The 17,017-nt window shown below is 60.7% G+C and carries 17 protein-coding genes; 7 read left to right on the top strand and 10 right to left on the bottom strand.

Features of this window, described 5'->3' with window-relative positions; translation table 11 throughout:
* The first annotated feature begins 109 nt into the window (after positions 1 to 109).
* Together LZ012_RS15355 and LZ012_RS15350 are read left to right on the top strand one after the other, a co-directional pair.
* The gene (locus tag LZ012_RS15355; RefSeq protein WP_275711703.1) at positions 110 to 541 is read left to right on the top strand and encodes a GFA family protein; all 432 of its coding nucleotides are present in this window, start codon (positions 110 to 112) and stop codon (positions 539 to 541) included.
* A 150-nt stretch (positions 542 to 691) separates the two neighbouring features.
* Complete coding sequence (locus tag LZ012_RS15350; RefSeq protein ID WP_275711702.1) at positions 692 to 1,648, top strand: alpha/beta hydrolase family protein; 957 nt, start codon at positions 692 to 694, stop codon at positions 1,646 to 1,648.
* On the opposite strand, the gene LZ012_RS15345 is transcribed toward LZ012_RS15350, so the two are convergent.
* The 3 genes from LZ012_RS15345 to aceA form a co-directional block, all read right to left on the bottom strand.
* Complete coding sequence (locus LZ012_RS15345; RefSeq protein WP_275711701.1) at positions 1,623 to 2,543, bottom strand: LysR substrate-binding domain-containing protein; 921 nt, start codon at positions 2,541 to 2,543, stop codon at positions 1,623 to 1,625. The two genes, LZ012_RS15350 and LZ012_RS15345, sit on opposite strands and share 26 nt — an antisense overlap.
* 175 nt (positions 2,544 to 2,718) lie before the next feature.
* Entirely contained in the window at positions 2,719 to 4,344 is a 1,626-nt protein-coding gene (locus LZ012_RS15340; protein ID WP_275711700.1) for a methyl-accepting chemotaxis protein, read from the bottom strand.
* A 190-nt stretch (positions 4,345 to 4,534) separates the two neighbouring features.
* Positions 4,535 to 5,833, bottom strand: coding sequence for an isocitrate lyase (gene aceA, locus LZ012_RS15335; RefSeq protein ID WP_275711699.1), 1,299 nt, complete (start codon positions 5,831 to 5,833; stop codon positions 4,535 to 4,537).
* Between the two features lie 335 nt (positions 5,834 to 6,168).
* Between aceA and LZ012_RS15330 the strand changes: the two genes are divergently transcribed.
* Positions 6,169 to 7,965, top strand: coding sequence for a methyl-accepting chemotaxis protein (locus LZ012_RS15330; RefSeq protein WP_275711698.1), 1,797 nt, complete (start codon positions 6,169 to 6,171; stop codon positions 7,963 to 7,965).
* A 43-nt stretch (positions 7,966 to 8,008) separates the two neighbouring features.
* On the opposite strand, the gene rraA is transcribed toward LZ012_RS15330, so the two are convergent.
* From rraA to clpS, 3 genes are all read right to left on the bottom strand, one after another.
* Positions 8,009 to 8,503, bottom strand: a complete 495-nt coding sequence (gene rraA, locus LZ012_RS15325; protein WP_275711697.1) for a ribonuclease E activity regulator RraA — start codon at positions 8,501 to 8,503, stop codon at positions 8,009 to 8,011.
* A 65-nt stretch (positions 8,504 to 8,568) separates the two neighbouring features.
* Positions 8,569 to 10,827 (bottom strand): ATP-dependent Clp protease ATP-binding subunit ClpA, encoded by a 2,259-nt coding sequence (gene clpA, locus LZ012_RS15320; protein ID WP_275711696.1) that lies wholly within the window; start codon positions 10,825 to 10,827, stop codon positions 8,569 to 8,571.
* Positions 10,824 to 11,135 carry an ATP-dependent Clp protease adapter ClpS gene (gene clpS / locus LZ012_RS15315; RefSeq protein ID WP_275711695.1) on the bottom strand — a complete coding sequence of 104 codons (312 nt, stop codon included), beginning with the start codon at positions 11,133 to 11,135 and terminating at the stop codon, positions 10,824 to 10,826. Before clpS ends, clpA begins: the two co-directional genes overlap by 4 nt.
* A gap of 271 nt (positions 11,136 to 11,406) precedes the next feature.
* Here clpS and LZ012_RS15310 point away from each other — a divergent pair, with 271 nt between their 5' ends.
* Complete coding sequence (locus tag LZ012_RS15310) at positions 11,407 to 11,610, top strand: cold-shock protein (RefSeq protein WP_275711694.1); 204 nt, start codon at positions 11,407 to 11,409, stop codon at positions 11,608 to 11,610.
* A gap of 77 nt (positions 11,611 to 11,687) precedes the next feature.
* On the opposite strand, the gene soxZ is transcribed toward LZ012_RS15310, so the two are convergent.
* From soxZ to moaC, 3 genes are read right to left on the bottom strand one after another with little or no spacing between them, the layout of a single operon-like run.
* On the bottom strand, positions 11,688 to 11,999 hold the full coding sequence (gene soxZ / locus LZ012_RS15305) for a thiosulfate oxidation carrier complex protein SoxZ (RefSeq protein WP_275711693.1): 312 nt from the start codon (positions 11,997 to 11,999) through the stop codon (positions 11,688 to 11,690).
* Between the two features lie 2 nt (positions 12,000 to 12,001).
* Positions 12,002 to 12,475: a thiosulfate oxidation carrier protein SoxY gene (gene soxY, locus LZ012_RS15300; protein WP_275711692.1), complete on the bottom strand. Its 474-nt coding sequence runs from the start codon at positions 12,473 to 12,475 to the stop codon at positions 12,002 to 12,004.
* A gap of 13 nt (positions 12,476 to 12,488) precedes the next feature.
* Positions 12,489 to 12,971: a cyclic pyranopterin monophosphate synthase MoaC gene (gene moaC, locus LZ012_RS15295; protein ID WP_275711691.1), complete on the bottom strand. Its 483-nt coding sequence runs from the start codon at positions 12,969 to 12,971 to the stop codon at positions 12,489 to 12,491.
* Between the two features lie 64 nt (positions 12,972 to 13,035).
* Between moaC and LZ012_RS15290 the strand changes: the two genes are divergently transcribed.
* The 3 genes from LZ012_RS15290 to pabB all read left to right on the top strand — a co-directional run bounded on the left by LZ012_RS15290 (position 13,036) and on the right by pabB (position 16,491).
* Positions 13,036 to 14,484, top strand: coding sequence for a beta-barrel assembly-enhancing protease (locus LZ012_RS15290; RefSeq protein ID WP_275711690.1), 1,449 nt, complete (start codon positions 13,036 to 13,038; stop codon positions 14,482 to 14,484).
* Positions 14,485 to 14,521: 37 nt separating this feature from the next.
* On the top strand, positions 14,522 to 14,749 hold the full coding sequence (locus tag LZ012_RS15285; protein WP_275711688.1) for a sulfurtransferase TusA family protein: 228 nt from the start codon (positions 14,522 to 14,524) through the stop codon (positions 14,747 to 14,749).
* A gap of 122 nt (positions 14,750 to 14,871) precedes the next feature.
* On the top strand, positions 14,872 to 16,491 hold the full coding sequence (pabB, locus tag LZ012_RS15280) for an aminodeoxychorismate synthase component I (RefSeq protein WP_275711687.1): 1,620 nt from the start codon (positions 14,872 to 14,874) through the stop codon (positions 16,489 to 16,491).
* Between the two features lie 31 nt (positions 16,492 to 16,522).
* On the opposite strand, the gene LZ012_RS15275 is transcribed toward pabB, so the two are convergent.
* Entirely contained in the window at positions 16,523 to 17,005 is a 483-nt protein-coding gene (locus tag LZ012_RS15275; protein WP_275711686.1) for a hypothetical protein, read from the bottom strand.
* Positions 17,006 to 17,017 lie beyond the last annotated feature (12 nt).

Raw genomic sequence — 17,017 nt, 5'->3', positions numbered from 1 at the left:
TGATCCGGGGCTGGCCAATCTGCCATGTGCATCATCTTGACGCTCATTCGGCGCCGTCTTTATCCGCACAGGTACAGAAATCGGTAAACTCGATGACCGGGGAGGCGCCATGCAGATTTTGGGTCGTTGCCGGTGCGGCAATATTTCATTCACGCTCGACTGGACGCCTGATCCGGTAGCGATACCGGCCCGGGCCTGCTCCTGTTCGTTCTGCGTCGCTCATTCCGCGGCGTGGACCGCCTGTTCCTCCGGCAAGCTGATGGTACGCATCAAGCGTCCGACGCTGGTCACCCGCCATAGTTTTGCCACGGAAACGGCTCAATTCCATATCTGTGCCAGTTGTGGCGACATTCCTATTGTGACCAGCCAGATTGACGGCCGAGTCTATGCGGTGGTCAATACCCGTATGCTGCAGGGGAGCGCAACGGCGCTGCTGCACTACGAGTCGGCCAGCTTCGATGGCGAGAGCGTGGCGGCCCGGCTAGAGAGGCGGCGTCGGCACTGGATTGCCGATGTCGTGATCGACGAAGATTCGGTTTGACGCGAGATTCCCGATAGCAGCCTCAGTCCTCACCGTTGCACCGGCGATGCATGCTCTCCGGGAATGCGTATGGGCAAATAAGTCATTTGAGCGCAGCGGCAATCGAACGTAAGGTAAAAGCACCTTACAGACACTTGTTGCAACGCTGCCATGACTTCGAAATCCTGCACCCCGCTCAAAATCACCATCCCCGCGGTCGATGGTTTCCCGTTGCAGGCCCATACCTGGGTGCATGCGCTGGAGGATGGCAAAGCGCCGCCACCGGTCGTCATCATCAATCCCGCCACCTCGGTGCACAGCCGCTATTACAGCCGTTTTGCCGACTTTCTCCACGCCCACGGCTTTAACGTCATCACCTACGATTACCGCGGCATCGGCGGCTCGCGGCCCAGTGAAATGCGTGGTTTCGACGCGAGCTGGCTGGATTGGGGCAGCAAGGACTTCGAGGGGGTTCTGCAATTTGCCGGCGCTTGCTTCAAGGGGCACGCCATTCTGGTCGCTGCGCACAGCGTGGGCGGTTTCCTGGTCGGTATGGCGCCGTCGAATCATCTGATCACCCGCGTTTTTACCATGGGCTCGCAATTCGCCTACTGGCGGGACTACGCCCGGCACAAGCGGCTCGCCATGTACCTGCGCTGGCATGTCGTCATGCCGGTGCTGACTGCCATCTTCGGCTACTTTCCCGGCAAGCGGCTGGGCTGGCTGGAAGATACCCCACGCGGCGTGGTCCGGGATTGGGTCGCCCCCCGCCCGCGTTTTGAGGACATCTACAAATCCGGTCCGCAGGCATTGTCGTCGGACGAGCGGGCGCAATTGGTCGAATCCTTTGGCCGACTGACCGGGCCGACCCTGGCGCTGTCGATGAGCGACGACGAGTTTGGAACCGTTCCAGCCATCCAGCGCCTCCTCGGCTACTACAAGAACAGTCCGTCGACCCACCTGCGCATCGAGCCCGGCGCGCTGGGCGAGCAGGCCATTGGGCACTTCGCCTTCTTCAATTCCCGTTACATGTACTCGCTGTGGCGCATTCCGCTAGCCTGGCTGCGCGATGGCAGGGTGAGCGAAGAGATTCCGGGGCGGCTCATCGGGCAGCCGTCGAGTCGGTAATCCGCGCCTCGCCGCGTATCCAGTCGATCAGAATTTGCACAGGCCTGCCCGGCTTGGCGTCCCGTTGGATCAGGCAATACAATTTGTTGGACTTGGGGCCCGGACAAGGTGTGGGCAAGGCAACCAGGCGCCCGTCGGCCAGCATCGGTGCGATCAGTTGGCCACGCCCCAGGGCGATGCCTTGGCCGGCGATGGCCGCGTGAATCAGTTGGTCGTACAGGTTGAAGCGGATGACGCTCTTCGGCTTGATGCCGGCCCAACCTTGCGATTCGATCCAGGCGTTCCATTGCCACCAGGGCGATGGGTCGCCTTCGAATTCGAGCAAAGTGGACCGGGCGATCGCTGCCGGGTCCAGTCCGGTTAGTCCCAAGCTGGGGTGGGCGACCGGGAAAATATCTTCGCCAAACAAGCGCGTCGCCCCGGGCGGCATCGTCGATTCCTGGCCATACCGTATGGCGATATCCAGGCCGTCCTTGCGCAAATCGACAAGATGGTTGCTGGCCGACAGGCGAACCTCGATTTCCGGGTGCTGCGCCTGGAAGGCACCCAGACGGGGTAGCAGCCACAGGCCGACAACGCCGATGCTGGCCGTCACGGTCACCGGTCGCTGGCGCTGGCTGTCCTCCAGCACGCCCAAGGCATCCTGAAGTTGCTGCATGGCGCTGTCGGCGGCCAGAAAAAGCTGCTCGCCTTCCGGGGTAAAGCGGATGGCGCGATGGCTGCGTTCGAACAGCTTGATGCCGAGGGCCGTTTCCAGGCCCTGGATCTGCCGGCTGACGGCCGACTGCGTCAGAAACAGATCGCCGGCGGCCAAGGTGATGCTCATGCGCCGCCCTACCGCGACGAAACCGCGAAACAGGTCGACGGACGGGATTTTCGCAAGGCTGACTGGCATGATCATTCCTCATGTATGGCGATTTGAACGAGCCTCCTTCGTCAATTCTAATGAGGCGATAACAAAATCAACAGACTCGGAATCATGAGTGCGGCTCATTCGTTAAATGAGCCGCAATGCAGGGTTTCCGTAGCAATCGGAAAGGTGCGCCAGCGCCTGCCGCCGGCGTTGTGGTTCAGGCCTTGAAGTAGGCGATCCCGACCTGCATCCTTTCGGCCATTCGTTGCAGCCCGAGGGCGGCAGCGGCGACATCACGGATCGCCGTGGCGTTGTCGTGGGCCTGGCGGGAGATGTCCTCGATGTGGCTGGAAATGGTGTTGCTCGCCTGGTGCTGCTCGTTGGCGGCGTGCGCGATGTCGGCGACCACCTGGCGGACTTCGCCGACGCTGCCGTCGATGCGCGATACGGCGTCGCCGGCCTGGCCGGCCAGCTTGACGCCGTGCAGGGCCATGTCGGAAACCTCGCGGATGCCGGCGACCGCCTGCTCGGTCTGCCCCTGGATGCCGCTGATCATCTGCGAAATCTGTTGCGTAGACTGGGCCGTACGTTCGGCCAGCTTGCGCACCTCGTCGGCGACGACGGCGAAGCCGCGCCCGCTTTCGCCGGCCCGGGCGGCTTCGATGGCGGCGTTGAGGGCGAGCAGGTTGGTCTGGTCGGCGATTTCGCGAATGACGGCGACGATATCGGAAATCTGCCGCGATGCCGCGCCGAGCTGATCGACGGCCTGGGCCGAGGTGGTTACCGAGTCGGCGATGCGAGCCATTTCGCCGGCCGCCCGGTCGACCACATGACGCCCGTCCTGGGTCAGCGTGCGCGACTGGTCGGTAAAGCCGGACAGTTGTTGCAGGCCGACCGTGGTGCTGCCGATGCTCTGCGTGATCTGCTCGACGGTTGCCGCCGTCGACGCCGCCGCATCGCTTTGCCGGGCGCTGCTCTGCTCGATGCGGCGGATGCTCGACGACAGCTGTTCCGACGCTGCCCGCAATTGCTGCGAACCGTCGGCGGTCTCGCGGATGACGCCGCCGATGCGCTGCATCAGCGTGTTGAATGCGAGCGCCATGGCGCCGAGTTCGCCGCCGCTGGCGACGCGGATCGGTTCGCGCAGGTCGCCGCCGGCGGCGATTTCGTCCATGCGCCCATTGAGGTGGGCGAGCGGCGCACTGATGCCGATGGCGATCCACCATGAGAGACCGACCAGCAGCAGCATGCCGAGGGCGATGCCGCCGCCGATGATGGCCGCTTGTCGGTGGAACTGCGCATCGACGTCGTCGATGTAGATGCCGGACTGGATGACCAGACCCCAGGGCGCGTAGAGGCGGGCGGTGGCCAGCTTGGGCAGCGGTGTCTTGTCGGCGCCGCGCGGCCACAGGTATTCGACAAATTCGCCCTGGCCCCGTTTGGCCACCTCGACCAGTTCATAGACGATGCGTTTGCCGGTGCTGTCCTTCAGTTCGCTCAGGTCTTTGCCGTTCAGTTCGGCCTTGAACGGGTGGCGGACCATGTGGTAACTGGTGTCGTACTGGCTGAAATAGTTGTCACCCTCGTAGCGCATCGCGGCGATAGTCGCTTGCGCCATTTCGCGGGCGGTTTCCAGCGGCAGTTCGCCGGATTCGGCGCGCTTGCCGTAATGTTCGGCGATGCTGTACGCGGTATTGACGATTTCACGGGTTTCCGCCCGCCTGTCTTCCAGAATCGAGTTACGCAACACGTGCAGACCGTAGCCGGCCGTAGCCAGCATCAGCACCAGGGCGCCAGCGACCAGCAAGGCCAGGCGATGGCGGATTTTCAATTGCGACAGCATGCGACCCCCTTAGATAATTGTATTTGGCATATTTTGACAGCATTGATGCGGTGCAGCAATGCCGTTTTCCCCGGTGCCGCCTATGGCCGACGGCTCCTCCCGTCCGGGCAGAAAAAAAGGCCGGCTCTGGTAGGAGCCGGCCTCTGAACGCTGCCGGATGGGCAGCGGGATACCTAAATCGTAAGTCCGATTAGTGGAACTGTTCTTCTTCGGTCGAGCCGGTCAGCGCGGTGACGGAGGACTTGCCGCCCTGGATCACGGTGGTGACGTCGTCGAAGTAGCCGGTACCGACTTCCTGCTGGTGCGACACGAAGGTGTAGCCACGGTCGCGGGCAGCGAATTCCGGCTCCTGGACCTTCTCGACGTAGGCCGACATGCCGCGCTTGGCGTAGTCCTGGGCCAGGTCGAACATGTTGTACCACATGGAATGGATGCCAGCCAGGGTGATGAACTGGTACTTGTAGCCCATGGCGCCCAGTTCACGCTGGAACTTGGCGATGGTGGCATCGTCCAGGTTCTTCTTCCAGTTGAAGGACGGCGAGCAGTTGTAGGCCAGCATCTTGCCCGGGTGAACCTTATGCACGGCTTCGGCGAACTTGCGGGCGAATTCCAGATCCGGCGTGCCGGTTTCGCACCACACCAGGTCGGCGTAGTCGGCGTAGGCGATGGCGCGGGAGATGGCTTGGTCCAGACCCTTCTTGGTCTTGTAGAAGCCTTCGGCGGTGCGTTCGCCGGTCAGGAACGGCTTGTCGTTCTCGTCGTAGTCGGAGGTCAGCAGGTCAGCAGCTTCTGCGTCGGTGCGGGCGATGACCAGGGTCGGCACGCCATAGACGTCGGCCGCCATACGGGCAGCGATCAGCTTTTGCACGGCTTCGGTGGTCGGGACCAGAACCTTGCCGCCCATGTGGCCGCACTTCTTGACGGAAGCCAGCTGGTCTTCCCAGTGCACGCCGGCAGCGCCGGAGCGGATCATGGCCTTCATCAGTTCGTAGGCGTTCAGCACGCCGCCGAAACCGGCTTCAGCGTCAGCAACGATCGGCAGGTGGTATTCAACGTGACCGGCATCGCCCTTGTTGATGTTCTTGGACCACTGGATTTCGTCGGCGCGGTTGAAAGCATTGTTGATGCGCTCGACAACCTTCGGCACGGAGTCAACCGGGTACAGGGACTGGTCCGGGTACATGGCGGCGTATTCGTTGTTGTCGGCGGCAACTTGCCAGCCGGACAGGTAGATGGCCTTGATGCCAGCCTTGGCTTGTTGAACGGCTTGGCCGCCGGTCAGGGCACCCAGGCAGTTGACGTACGGTTCGTTGTTGACGAGGTTCCACAGCTTCTCGGCACCGCGACGGGCCAGGGTGTGTTCGACCTGGAAAGAACCGCGCAGGCGGACGACGTCAGCAGCGGAGTAGCCGCGCTTGATGCCCTTCCAGCGGGGGTTTTCAGCCCAGTCTTTTTCGAGGGCGGCGATTTGCTGTTCGCGAGTGCTCATGTGAATTCCTCAAGAGATTTGGTTTTGGGGGAACGGCGTTGAACCTGATGAAGCCGGTGCAACGTCGATGGGTGAAGTATAGATAGTTTTTTGCAGGGCAGCAAGAGTCTTATATAAGACATAAGACAATATGTTTTCGTGTGAAAACATGGTCTTGTGCATTTATTTTCACGATGTGAAAACATGTTTGGTGCAGTGAAACGCGTCGCAGCAATTTTTCGTCGAGGTATCCGCCGAGGTATGTAATACATTGTAATAATGGGGAAACTACCGCCTTGACGCCTACCCGAAAGGGGTGTTGAATCCGACAAATTTCGTATTTTATTGGTTGATATATGGAAATATTGCGACAGCTATATGATTGGAATGAGAGAACCTTCTGGAACTCCCTGACCAAGAAGCTGATGAGCTTTTTGCTGCTCTTCTTCGTCGATCTGGGCTATCTGGGAATCTATTTCAGCCAGAAAAGCCAAGTGAACGAGGTGTTGCGCGGCTCGGGGGCCAGTGCCGAATCCTTGCAGAAGATTTCGGCCATGCTCGACCACGGCCTGATGCTGATGATCGGTCTGACCATCTTCGCATTGCTGTGGAACGTGATGCAGATTACCTATATCCGCTACCTGATCCTGCGCCCCATTCGGCTGATCTCGACCATCTTCGACGAAATCGGCCGTGGCGAAGGCGACTTCTCGCGCAATCTGCCGACCATCAGCCACGACGAATTGCGCACCCTGGCAGAATCCTATAACCGCTTTGCCGACAAGATGCGCGAGATCATCAGCGAAGTGCGCAAAATGAGTGTCAATATCGCCCGCGAAGCGGTGGTGGTGAAACGGACCGTGGCTTATACGGCCGGACAGGCCGGCAAGCAGGGCGAGATCGCCGGCGCCGTCTTCGGCGCCAGTACCGAAGCGATCCAGGCCATTCACGAGGTGTCGAGTTCGACCGAACTGATTTCGCATTCGACCGATGCCAACCTGGCGACGGCGCGCTCGTCGCTGAACGAGATGCACGAGATCGTCACCAAGGTCGTCATGGTCAGCGACAAGCTGGGCGTATTCAACGATACGGTCGGCCATCTCGCCGAGCGCTCGGACAGCATCCGGCAGATCGCCGGCCTGATCAAGGATATCGCCGACCAGACCAATCTGCTGGCGCTGAACGCCGCCATTGAAGCAGCCCGCGCCGGCGAAATGGGTCGCGGCTTTGCGGTGGTGGCCGATGAGGTCCGCAAGCTGGCCGAACGGGTCAATGTTGCGACGCAGGAAATCACCGACAACATCGGCAGCATGATTTCGCTGGTCCGCGAGACGCAAAGCGAAAACGAGGTGATCAACCACGACATCCAGCAGACGCGTCAGGTGGTCGAGCGTTCGTCAGGCGAATTCCAGCGCATGGTCGGCGATTTCGAGCGGACCGGTGATCAGTTGAACCAGATCGCCGCGGCCATGGAACAGTTGACCGCAACCAACGGCCAGGTGCACGAGGCGGTAACGCAGGTGCATGATCTGTCGAACAACGTCTGCGGCAGCATGAAGGATTCCGAGAAGTCCACCCTTACCTTGTGCCAGGCCACTGAGAGCGTCCAGGAACTGGTTTCGCGCTTCAAGATCGGCCGTGGCGCTTTCGACATCGTGATCGACCGCGTCAAGGAATTCCGCGATCAGCTGCAGACCAGCCTGGAGGGCATGAAGGCGCGGGGTATCAACGTCTTCGACCGCGACTATCGCCCCGTTGCCGGAACCAATCCGCAGAAATACTCGGTGAGCTACCAGGATGCCTATATGCGCGAATGCCAGCGCATGCTCGACGATGCGCTGAACAGCATCAAGGGCGGCGCCTATGCGGTCGGCGTCGACGTCAACGGCTTTCTGACCGCCCACAACGCCAAATATTCGAAGCCGATGACAGGCGACTACCAGACCGATCTGGTCGGCAACCGCACTTGCCGCAAGTTCGAGGCGCCAACCGAATTGCGGGCGGCGCGCAACACCCAGCCCATGCTCTTGCAGACCTATATCCGCGATACCGGTGAGGTGCTGTGCGACATCGCCATGCCGATCATGGTTGGCGGTCAGCATTGGGGCAACGTTCGCGTCGGCTGCGACAGCGTGGCGCTGCTCGATTCCTGAGTGCTTGTGGCAACGGTGCCTGCAGGCACCGTTGCCGTGCTGATCACCCGATCAGCGGTTTGGCCGCGACTAGGACGCCATCCTCGTCGGCATAGAGATATTCACCGGGATTGAAGGTGACGCCGCCAAAGGTGACGGCCACGTTGCGGTCGCCAATGCCCTTTTTGAGCGTCTTTTGCGGGTGGGTGTTCAGCGCCCGGACACCGATGTCGATGCCGTTGATGTCGCCGGAGTCGCGGATGCAGCCGTAGACCACGACGCCTTCCCAGCCGTTCTTGTGAGCCAGGATGGCCAGCTGGTCGCCGACCAGGGCGCAGCGCAGCGAACCGCCGCCGTCGATGACCAGAACCTTGCCCTTGCCATCCTCGCCGAAGAGTTCGCGAACCAGCGAATTGTCCTCGAACAGCTTGAGCGTCACGATCTCGCCGGAAAAACTGGTGCGGCCGCCATAGCGCTGGAACATCGGGGCGACGACACGAACGCTTTTGCCGAGTTCGGCCTCGAATTCATCGCACAGGTCGGGGGTCTTGAAGGTCATGGTGGAGTCCTTGAAATAAAAAAAGCCGTGCAATGGTGCACGGCTTTTGGGGTGGATGGCAATTATCAGACGGTCGCTTCCGCCTTTTCCTCGCTGAAACCGAGGACGATCTTGCCGTCCTTGTCGAGATCGACGTTGACGTGGCCGCCATTGGCCAGCTTGCCGAACAGCAGTTCGTCGGCCAGGGCGGAGCGGATGGTGTCCTGAATCAGGCGAGCCATCGGGCGGGCACCCATCAACGGGTCGAAACCCTTCTTCGCCAGCATTTCCTTCACCGCATCGCTGAAGTGCGCCTCGACCTTCTTCTCGTGCAGTTGCTCTTCCAACTGCATCAGGAACTTGTCGACCACGCGCAGGATGATCTCGTGATCAAGCGGCGCGAAGGAGATGGTCGCATCCAGACGGTTGCGGAATTCCGGGGTGAACAACCGCTTGATTTCGGCCATTTCGTCGCCGGTCTGCTTCGACGCGGTGAAGCCCATGCTCGATTTCTGCAGATCGGCAGCGCCGGCATTGGTGGTCATGATGATCACCACATTGCGGAAATCCGCCTTGCGCCCGTTGTTGTCGGTCAGCGTGCCGTGGTCCATGACCTGCAACAGGATGTTGTAAATATCCGGATGCGCCTTCTCGATTTCGTCGAGCAGCAGCACGCAGTACGGCTTTTTGGTGATCGCCTCGGTCAGCAGGCCGCCCTGGTCGAAGCCGACATAGCCAGGCGGGGCGCCGATCAGGCGCGAAACGGCGTGGCGCTCCATGTACTCCGACATGTCGAAGCGCTGCAGTTCGACACCCAGGCAATAGGCCAACTGCTTGGCGACTTCAGTCTTGCCGACGCCGGTCGGGCCGCTGAACAGGAAGGAACCGATCGGCTTGCCGGGATTGCCCAGCCCGGAACGCGCCATCTTGATCGCCTTGGCCAGCGCATCAATTGCCTTGTCCTGGCCGAAGACGGTGGCCTTCAGGTCGCGGTCGAGGTTCTTCAGCGCGCCGCGGTCGTCCAGCGAGACGTGCTGCGATGGAATGCGGGCGATCTTGGCGACAATTTCCTCAATGTCGGTCTTGTTGATGACCTTCTTTTGCTTCGACTTGGGAAGGATGCGCTGGGCGGCACCGGCTTCGTCGATCACGTCGATGGCCTTGTCCGGCAGGTGGCGATCGGTGATGTAACGGGCCGACAACTCGACGGCCGACGAGATGGCTGTTGCCGAATATTTGATGCCGTGGTGCGCCTCGAAGCGCGCCTTCAGGCCCTTGAGGATCTCCACTGTTTCGGCCACCGACGGCTCATTGACGTCTATCTTCTGGAAGCGACGCGACAGGGCACTGTCCTTTTCGAAAATGCCGCGGAATTCGGTATAGGTCGTCGCGCCGATGCACTTCAACTGGCCGGACGACAGCGCCGGCTTGAGCAGGTTAGAGGCGTCCAGCGTGCCACCCGAGGCGGAACCGGCGCCGATCAGCGTATGGATCTCGTCGATGAACAGGATGGCATGCGGGTTGTCCTGCAGGGCTTTGAGCACGCCCTTCAGTCGCTGCTCGAAGTCGCCGCGGTACTTGGTTCCGGCCAGCAGCGCACCCATGTCGAGGGAATAGACATTGGCCTTGGCCAGGATTTCCGGCACGTCGCTTTCCACCACCTTGCGGGCCAGGCCTTCGGCAATGGCCGTCTTGCCCACACCGGCTTCGCCAACCAACAGAGGATTGTTCTTGCGCCGACGACACAGGGTTTGGATGACGCGCTCCAACTCCTTGTCGCGGCCGATCAGCGGATCGATCTTGCCTTGCAGCGCCAAGGCGTTCAGGTTGATGGTGTATTGCTCGAGCGGTCCGGCTTCGCCCTTCTCGCCTTCGGTCTCGACTTCGCCTTCGGGAGCGGCCTTTTGCTGCGGCACCTTGCTGATACCATGCGAGATGTAATTAACCACGTCGAGCCGCGTCACGCCCTGCTTCTGCAGGAAGTAGACGGCATGTGAATCCTTTTCGCCATAAATGGCGACCAGCACGTTGGCACCGTTGACCTCTTTCTTGCCAGACGACTGTACATGCAGGATGGCGCGCTGGATGACGCGCTGGAAGCCCAGGGTCGGTTGCGTGTCGATGTCGTCTTCGCCGGACACGGTGGGCGTGTGCTCGTCGATGAAATTGGCGAGATCCTTACGCAGCGTGTCGGTTTTCGCACCACAGGCACGTAGGGCTTCAGCCGCCGACGGATTGTCGATCAGCGACAGCAGGAGATGTTCGACGGTAATGAACTCGTGGCGCTTTTGACGCGCCTCGACGAAGGCCATGTGCAGGCTGACTTCGAGTTCCTGGGCAATCATTCGTTTTCCTCCATGATGCACGCGAGCGGGTGTTGATGCTGACGGGCGAATGCGAGTACCTGTTCCACCTTGGTTGCAGCGATGTCGCGCGGGTAAACGCCGCACACGCCTCGACCTTCATTGTGAACTTGGAGCATGATTCGCGTCGCTTGTTCAGTGTCCAGAGAAAAAAAACGCTGCAGAACGGTAATGACGAAATCCATCGGTGTGTAATCGTCGTTCAGCAACACCACCTTGTACATCTTCGGCGGCCCCAGCCTGCTGCGCTGGGCCTCGAGTTGTCCGCCTTCCTGAAACTTCGTAGCCATGCATTCGATTCTATACAGTCCGACTCAATGTGCAATACGTCATATGTCGTGAACTACTCGTTTTCCAGTATGGAGCAAGCAATTCGCCTGCCTGAGATATGCTGCGCTGCGGCATAGAAACTTGTTGACGACATATTTCAAGTCGCGTAGAAAGCCATAGTGTTTGGCTTCAAGCTGCATCGGGATTGCCGTGAGCACCGGGTTGTTGAGCGCAAACAGGGAGTCGGGGAGACCCGGAAATTTGTTCGATTTTTGTAAGAAAGTAGCAAACATGGCACTCGGTACCGTTAAGTGGTTCAATGATTCCAAGGGTTTTGGCTTTATTACTCCGGATGATGGCAGCGAAGACCTCTTCGCACACTTCTCCGCCATCAATATGAATGGCTTCAAGACCCTGAAGGAAGGCCAGAAGGTCTCTTTCGACGTCGTGCAGGGTCCCAAGGGCAAGCAAGCTTCCAATATCCAGAGCGCTTAACTCGGATACAGATAAAATCAAAAAGCCCGCCTGATTCAGGCGGGCTTTTTTCGTCCCTGCTTTGGCGGACTGTAAAGTCAGCCGACGGTAATTTCGTCCTGGCGCTTGTCGCCAGTATTGTCAATCCAGCCCACGGCCAGTTTGTCGCCTGCCTTGATGCCGCGCACCTTGAAAGTGAAGAGCGGATTCTTGGAGATCGAGGTATTCAGTTGGCCATCGATGATCGCTTTTCCATTCAGGCTGATCGTGAAAGTCTGGATGAAGTGGGCGGGAAAGGTTTGTCCCTTGTCATCCTTGCGCAGCCCGGTTTCCATTGGATGCTGCATAAGGATGCGCACATCGCTCGTTTCGCCCTGATTTTGGGCGCGGATTTTGATCGGCTCGCCCATGTTCAGCCTCCGCAGCCGCCGAGGGTCACCTTGATTTCGCGGAAGGCGACATGGGACTTGCCGTCGCCGGTCTTGGCGACGACACGAATACGGGTGGTTTCCGACAATTTGATCTGCTCGCGGATGTAAGGCAGGACGGGACCGGAGAATTCGATGGCCGAACAGAGTGGCATCGGGTTTTTGTCAGCAAAAATGGCTAGGCTGCGCGTATTGGCGACATTGCAGCTGACTTCGACTTCCACCTTGGCGCCGTTTTCGGCAATTTCCGGCGCATTGATGACGATGTCACGGGTTTCCGTTGCTGTGGCGCTGCCATAGTTCTTCAGCGCGTCGCCCACATTGCGGGAGGTAAAGGCGGGCCGGTTCCATTCGGCAGCCAGAACGCGGGTCGGCATCAGCAGTCCGGTGCCCAGCAATGGGGAGAGGAGGGCGGCGGAGGCCCCAGCCTTCAGGAAATTTCTGCGCAGTTCGAACATGTTGTCGGAATGTTTATTCAGCGTGCCAGTGACCGGACTTGCCACCCTTCTTTTCGAGCAGGCGGATGCCGTCGATGCGCATGCCGCGATCGACGGCCTTGCACATGTCGTAAATGGTTAGCAGACCGACCGAAGCGGCGGTCAGCGCTTCCATCTCGACGCCGGTGCGGCCGTAGCATTCGGCGGTCACTTCACAATGGACGGCGTTTTGCGTCTCGTCGACGGTGAATTCGGCGGCAACGCGGGTCAGTGCGATCGGATGGCACAGCGGGATCAGGTCGCCGGTCCGCTTCGAGGCCTGTATGGCCGCGATGCGGGCGATACCCAGCACGTCGCCTTTTTTGGCCGAGCCGTCGCGGATCAGGGCCAGGGTCTCGGGTTGCATGAAAATGCTGCCGGCGGCGCGGGCCACGCGAGCGGTTTCGGCTTTGGCGCCGACGTCGACCATATGGGCCTGGCCGGCGTTGTCGAAATGAGTCAGGGTGGAATTGGTCACTGGCGTTACGTTTGGTTACGAACCACCGGAATGGCGGTATTCAAGGCTGCGCTATCATAGCACCATGCGTTTTCCCCAACGATTTGTCGCCCTGACCCTCGCTTGTGCGCTGGCTATCCAGCCGTTGTATGCCGACGAGTTGCCCGAACTGGGCGATATCGCCAGCAGCGAATTTTCCCTGAACACCGAGAAGAAAATCGGCCTGCAGATCATGCACGACATTCGCTGGCGGGAACCGGCTTATCTTGACGACGCCGACGTCGAAGTCTATCTGAACCAGCTGGGCGGGCGCCTGGCGGCGGTCAGCAACGATCCGGGATTCGGCTTTTTCTTCTTCGCGATCAACGACCCGAACATCAACGCCTTCGCCATGCCCGGTGGCTATATCGGCGTGCATACAGGCCTGATCCTGTCGGCGCAGACCGAGTCCGAACTGGCCGGGGTGCTCGGCCACGAAATATCTCACGTCACGCAACGCCATATCGCGCGGCAGATTTATCAATCCAAGCAGGTCAGCATGGCCTCCATGGTGGCCATGGCGCTGGCCCTACTGGCCGCACGCTCGAGCGGCCAGGTGGCCGGCGCTGCGATCGCCACTACGCAGGCCGGGGCGATTTCGTCGCAACTCGCGTTTTCGCGGGATTTCGAGCGCGAGGCCGATCGCCAGGGTTTCGACGTTTTGCGCAAGGCGGGTTTCGACGTGCGCGGCATGGGGGCATTTTTTGCCCGCCTGCAGCAGGCGGTGCGCCTCTACGAGAACAATGCGACGGCTTATCTGCGCACCCACCCGTTGTCCGGCGAACGCCTAACCGACATGCAGAACCGCGAGCAGGCCGTGCCCTATCGGCAGGTGACCGACAGCGTCGATTTCCATCTGGTCCGCGCCAAGGTGCGCGCCATGCAGGGGACGCCGCGCGATGCCGTCAAGGACATGGAAGTGCTGCTGCAGGAGAAGAAATTCGCTTCCGAGGGAGCGATCCATTTCGGTCTCGCCTATGCGCGCTACCGGGTTCGCGACTGGAGCGGGGCCGAGAAGGAACTCGAGGCCGCGCGGCGCCTGAAGGTGATGGCGGCGATGCTGGAGCACCTGCGGGCCGACTTGCGTCTAGCACAGGGCGACACGACCGGCGGGCTGGCCATCTACCGCGATGCGATGGTGCGCTATCCGCTCAATCTGGCCTTGGTTTATGGCTATGGTGCAGCGCTGACCGGGGCACGCCGCTTCGACGATTCGCTGCGTTTTGCCGAAGCCCAGCTCACTAACTATCCCGAAGATGTCCAGTTGCACAAGCTGCGCGCCGAGAGTTATGCCGGCCTGGGGCGGCGTGCCATGCAGCACCGCGCCCTGGCCGAGGTCTTCATCCTGCAGGGGCAGACGGCAGGCGCCGTCGAGCAATTGATGCTGGCGCAGAAGGCCGGAGATGCCAATTTCTACGAAATGTCGTCGATCGATGCCCGTCTGCGCGAGATGAAGCGCCGCCAGATCGACGAACTCAAGGAAAAACGCAATTAGGGTTAAAATCGAAACTTGACTCTTCAGCTGAACGACCATGGAATTCGATCGCGATCTCGACGTAAAGGGCTTGAATTGCCCGCTTCCCATCCTGCGCACCAAGAAGACTCTGGCTGAAATGGATTCGGGCCAGATTCTGCGCGTTGTGGCGACCGATCCAGGCTCATTGAAGGACTTTCCCGCCTTCGCCAAGCAGACCGGTAACGAACTGCTCGAGCACAAGGAAGAAAACCGGGTTTTCGAGTTCTTCCTGAAGCGCAAATAAACACCCCGTTCACCGCTTTTTTTGAAGACAGGCAGGCGCCGGCAGGCGAACCTGCCGCTTGGCGTTTCGACGGGCTGATCGATTGCTTCGAAGTCCGTGACCATGCATCACTGGCACGCACCTTGGAGTCGCTGCAGGCAGCGCCGGGCTGGGTCGTTGTGGCTCTCGAATACGAACTGGGTTATTTGCTCGAACCGAAGTCGGCGCCGGCGGGCTGGATGCCGGGTACGCAGGTATTGGCCCGTTTCTGGCGCTTTGCACAACGGGTTTCGATGGTCGCCGAGGAAGCCGACGACTGGCTGCATGAACGTGCGGCGGGAGCGGTCAGCGGGATCGGCGGGTTGCACGCAGCCATCGAACAAGCTGGCTATACCGTGGCGGTCGAACGCATCAAGGAACTGATTGCGGCCGGCGATTGCTATCAGGTCAATTTCACCTTTCCGTTGTCGTTCGACTGGTTCGGCTCGACGGCCGCCCTGTATGCCCGCTTGCGCCAGCGCCAGCCGGTGCGCTACGGCGGTTTTGTCGGTGACGGCAAGGAAGCGCTGGTTTCGCTGTCGCCGGAGTTGTTTCTCGAACGCGTCGGCAATCGCCTGATGACCCGGCCGATGAAAGGGACGGCGCCGCGTAGCGCGCCCGCCGAGCAGTTGCGGCAATCGACCAAGGATCGCGCCGAAAACCTGATGATCGTCGATCTGCTGCGCAACGACCTGGGGCGCGTGGCACAGCACGGCAGCGTGGTGGTGGACCGGTTGTTCGATATCGAGGACTACCCGACGGTGTGGCAGATGGTGTCGGAAGTGTCGGCCACTGTTGGTCCGCAGGTCTCATTCGGTGACATCCTGCGCGCGCTGTTTCCCTGCGGCTCGATTACCGGGGCGCCGAAAATCCGGGCCATGCAGATCGCCGCCGATCTCGAGTCGACACCGCGCGGACTCTATACCGGCGCCCTGGGCTGGCTCGCTCCGAACGGCGATTTCCGGCTCAACGTCGCCATTCGCACCCTGGTCTTGCAGGCCGGAGGAAAGGGCAGGCTGGGCGTCGGCAGCGGCATAGTCGCCGATTCCGAAATCGGTGCCGAATGGGCGGAGTGCCATCTGAAAGCCCGCTTCCTGCGCGATGACGATCCGGGCCTGCAACTGATCGAAACCCTGCGCCGCGAGGAAGGGGTTTATCCACGACTGCAACGGCACCTCGACCGTCTGCACGCTTCGGCTGGTTGGCTGGGCTTTGGCTTGGATGAATCGCAGGTTCTGGCGGCCTTGGCGGCGCAGCCACAGAATGGAACATGGCGCGTCCGCCTGACGCTGGCCAAGGACGGCGACTGCCAAGTGGCTTCCTTTCCGCTGGCCGGGGAGCCGCCGGGCATTCGCCATGCCGTGCTGGCCGCAACGCCGATCGACTCGGCTTATCCCTTGCGGCGGCACAAGACGACGGACCGGGCGCTTTACGACGAGGCGCTCATGGCGATTGTCGGCGAGCCGGTCGTATTCGATCAGGTGTTCCTGAACGAACGGGGCGAAGTCGCGGAAGGGGCGCGCAGTAACGTCTTTGTCGAGCGGGAGGGCATCCTGCTGACACCACCGTTGAGTAGTGGTGCCTTGCCCGGCGTGCTGCGGGCGGAACTACTGGCGGAGGGGCGGGCCAGGGAGCAGATCCTGTGGCCGGCCGACCTCGAGGATGGTTTCTGGCTGGGCAACGCGCTGCGCGGACTGGTCCGGGTCGCGCTGCGCCAGGCCTGAAAACCGCAGTCTTCAGGCCTGGTCTGGCGGTTTATTTGCGCAGCTTGCGCAGGTAGAGGCCGGCCATCATGAACAGCGCGGCGCCAATGCCATAGGTGAAGGCCCTGGAAACATCGACATCCTGGTAGGCAACCAGCACCGGCGTTTCGTTCTCGAGCTTGTAGCGGATGGTGTTCTGGAAATACCAGGAAGACGCCTTGACCTCGTAGATGCCGTCTTCCTTCTTCCACTTCAGCCAGTTCTTCTCCTCCTCGACGTCGCCGGCCGGCTGGGCCGGCTCCAGCGAGGCGTACAGGCCCTTGGCCTTGGCCTCGGCAAAATCGCCGTAGGCAATGCCGCAAGGTTCCTTGGTGGCGGCGCAGACGGCTACGATGCGGAACGCGGGCTTCCAGACCGGGTCCTTCTTTTCCCAGGGCCACGAGCTGATGAAGGCGACGGTGCACACACCGACCAGACCGGAGAAAATCATCAGGGCAGTGAATATCGTGGCGAAGAAGCCGCGTTTGTCTTCCATTTTTCTCTCTTT

The organism is Dechloromonas hankyongensis (assembly GCF_022012295.1).
Taxonomy (GTDB): domain Bacteria; phylum Pseudomonadota; class Gammaproteobacteria; order Burkholderiales; family Rhodocyclaceae; genus Azonexus; species Azonexus hankyongensis.
The sequence above is the reverse complement of the archived record's forward strand: the minus strand, read 5'-3'. Positions and strand labels throughout refer to the sequence as shown.

Bases quoted from the DNA above. Each gene is read 5' to 3' on its own strand.
- soxY (WP_275711692.1), bottom strand. From the start codon at position 12,475: ATGTTCGAACTGCGCAGAAATTTCCTGAAGGCTGGGGCCTCCGCCGCC.
- LZ012_RS15350 (WP_275711702.1), top strand. From the start codon at position 692: ATGACTTCGAAATCCTGCACCCCGCTCAAAATCACCATCCCCGCGGTC.
- LZ012_RS15310 (WP_275711694.1), top strand. From the start codon at position 11,407: ATGGCACTCGGTACCGTTAAGTGGTTCAATGATTCCAAGGGTTTTGGC.
- LZ012_RS15340 (WP_275711700.1), bottom strand. From the start codon at position 4,344: ATGCTGTCGCAATTGAAAATCCGCCATCGCCTGGCCTTGCTGGTCGCT.
- LZ012_RS15285 (WP_275711688.1), top strand. From the start codon at position 14,522: ATGGAATTCGATCGCGATCTCGACGTAAAGGGCTTGAATTGCCCGCTT.
- soxZ (WP_275711693.1), bottom strand. From the start codon at position 11,999: ATGGGCGAGCCGATCAAAATCCGCGCCCAAAATCAGGGCGAAACGAGC.
- LZ012_RS15355 (WP_275711703.1), top strand. From the start codon at position 110: ATGCAGATTTTGGGTCGTTGCCGGTGCGGCAATATTTCATTCACGCTC.
- LZ012_RS15290 (WP_275711690.1), top strand. From the start codon at position 13,036: ATGCGTTTTCCCCAACGATTTGTCGCCCTGACCCTCGCTTGTGCGCTG.
- aceA (WP_275711699.1), bottom strand. From the start codon at position 5,833: ATGAGCACTCGCGAACAGCAAATCGCCGCCCTCGAAAAAGACTGGGCT.
- rraA (WP_275711697.1), bottom strand. From the start codon at position 8,503: ATGACCTTCAAGACCCCCGACCTGTGCGATGAATTCGAGGCCGAACTC.
- LZ012_RS15345 (WP_275711701.1), bottom strand. From the start codon at position 2,543: ATGCCAGTCAGCCTTGCGAAAATCCCGTCCGTCGACCTGTTTCGCGGT.
- LZ012_RS15330 (WP_275711698.1), top strand. From the start codon at position 6,169: ATGGAAATATTGCGACAGCTATATGATTGGAATGAGAGAACCTTCTGG.
- LZ012_RS15275 (WP_275711686.1), bottom strand. From the start codon at position 17,005: ATGGAAGACAAACGCGGCTTCTTCGCCACGATATTCACTGCCCTGATG.
- clpA (WP_275711696.1), bottom strand. From the start codon at position 10,827: ATGATTGCCCAGGAACTCGAAGTCAGCCTGCACATGGCCTTCGTCGAG.
- clpS (WP_275711695.1), bottom strand. From the start codon at position 11,135: ATGGCTACGAAGTTTCAGGAAGGCGGACAACTCGAGGCCCAGCGCAGC.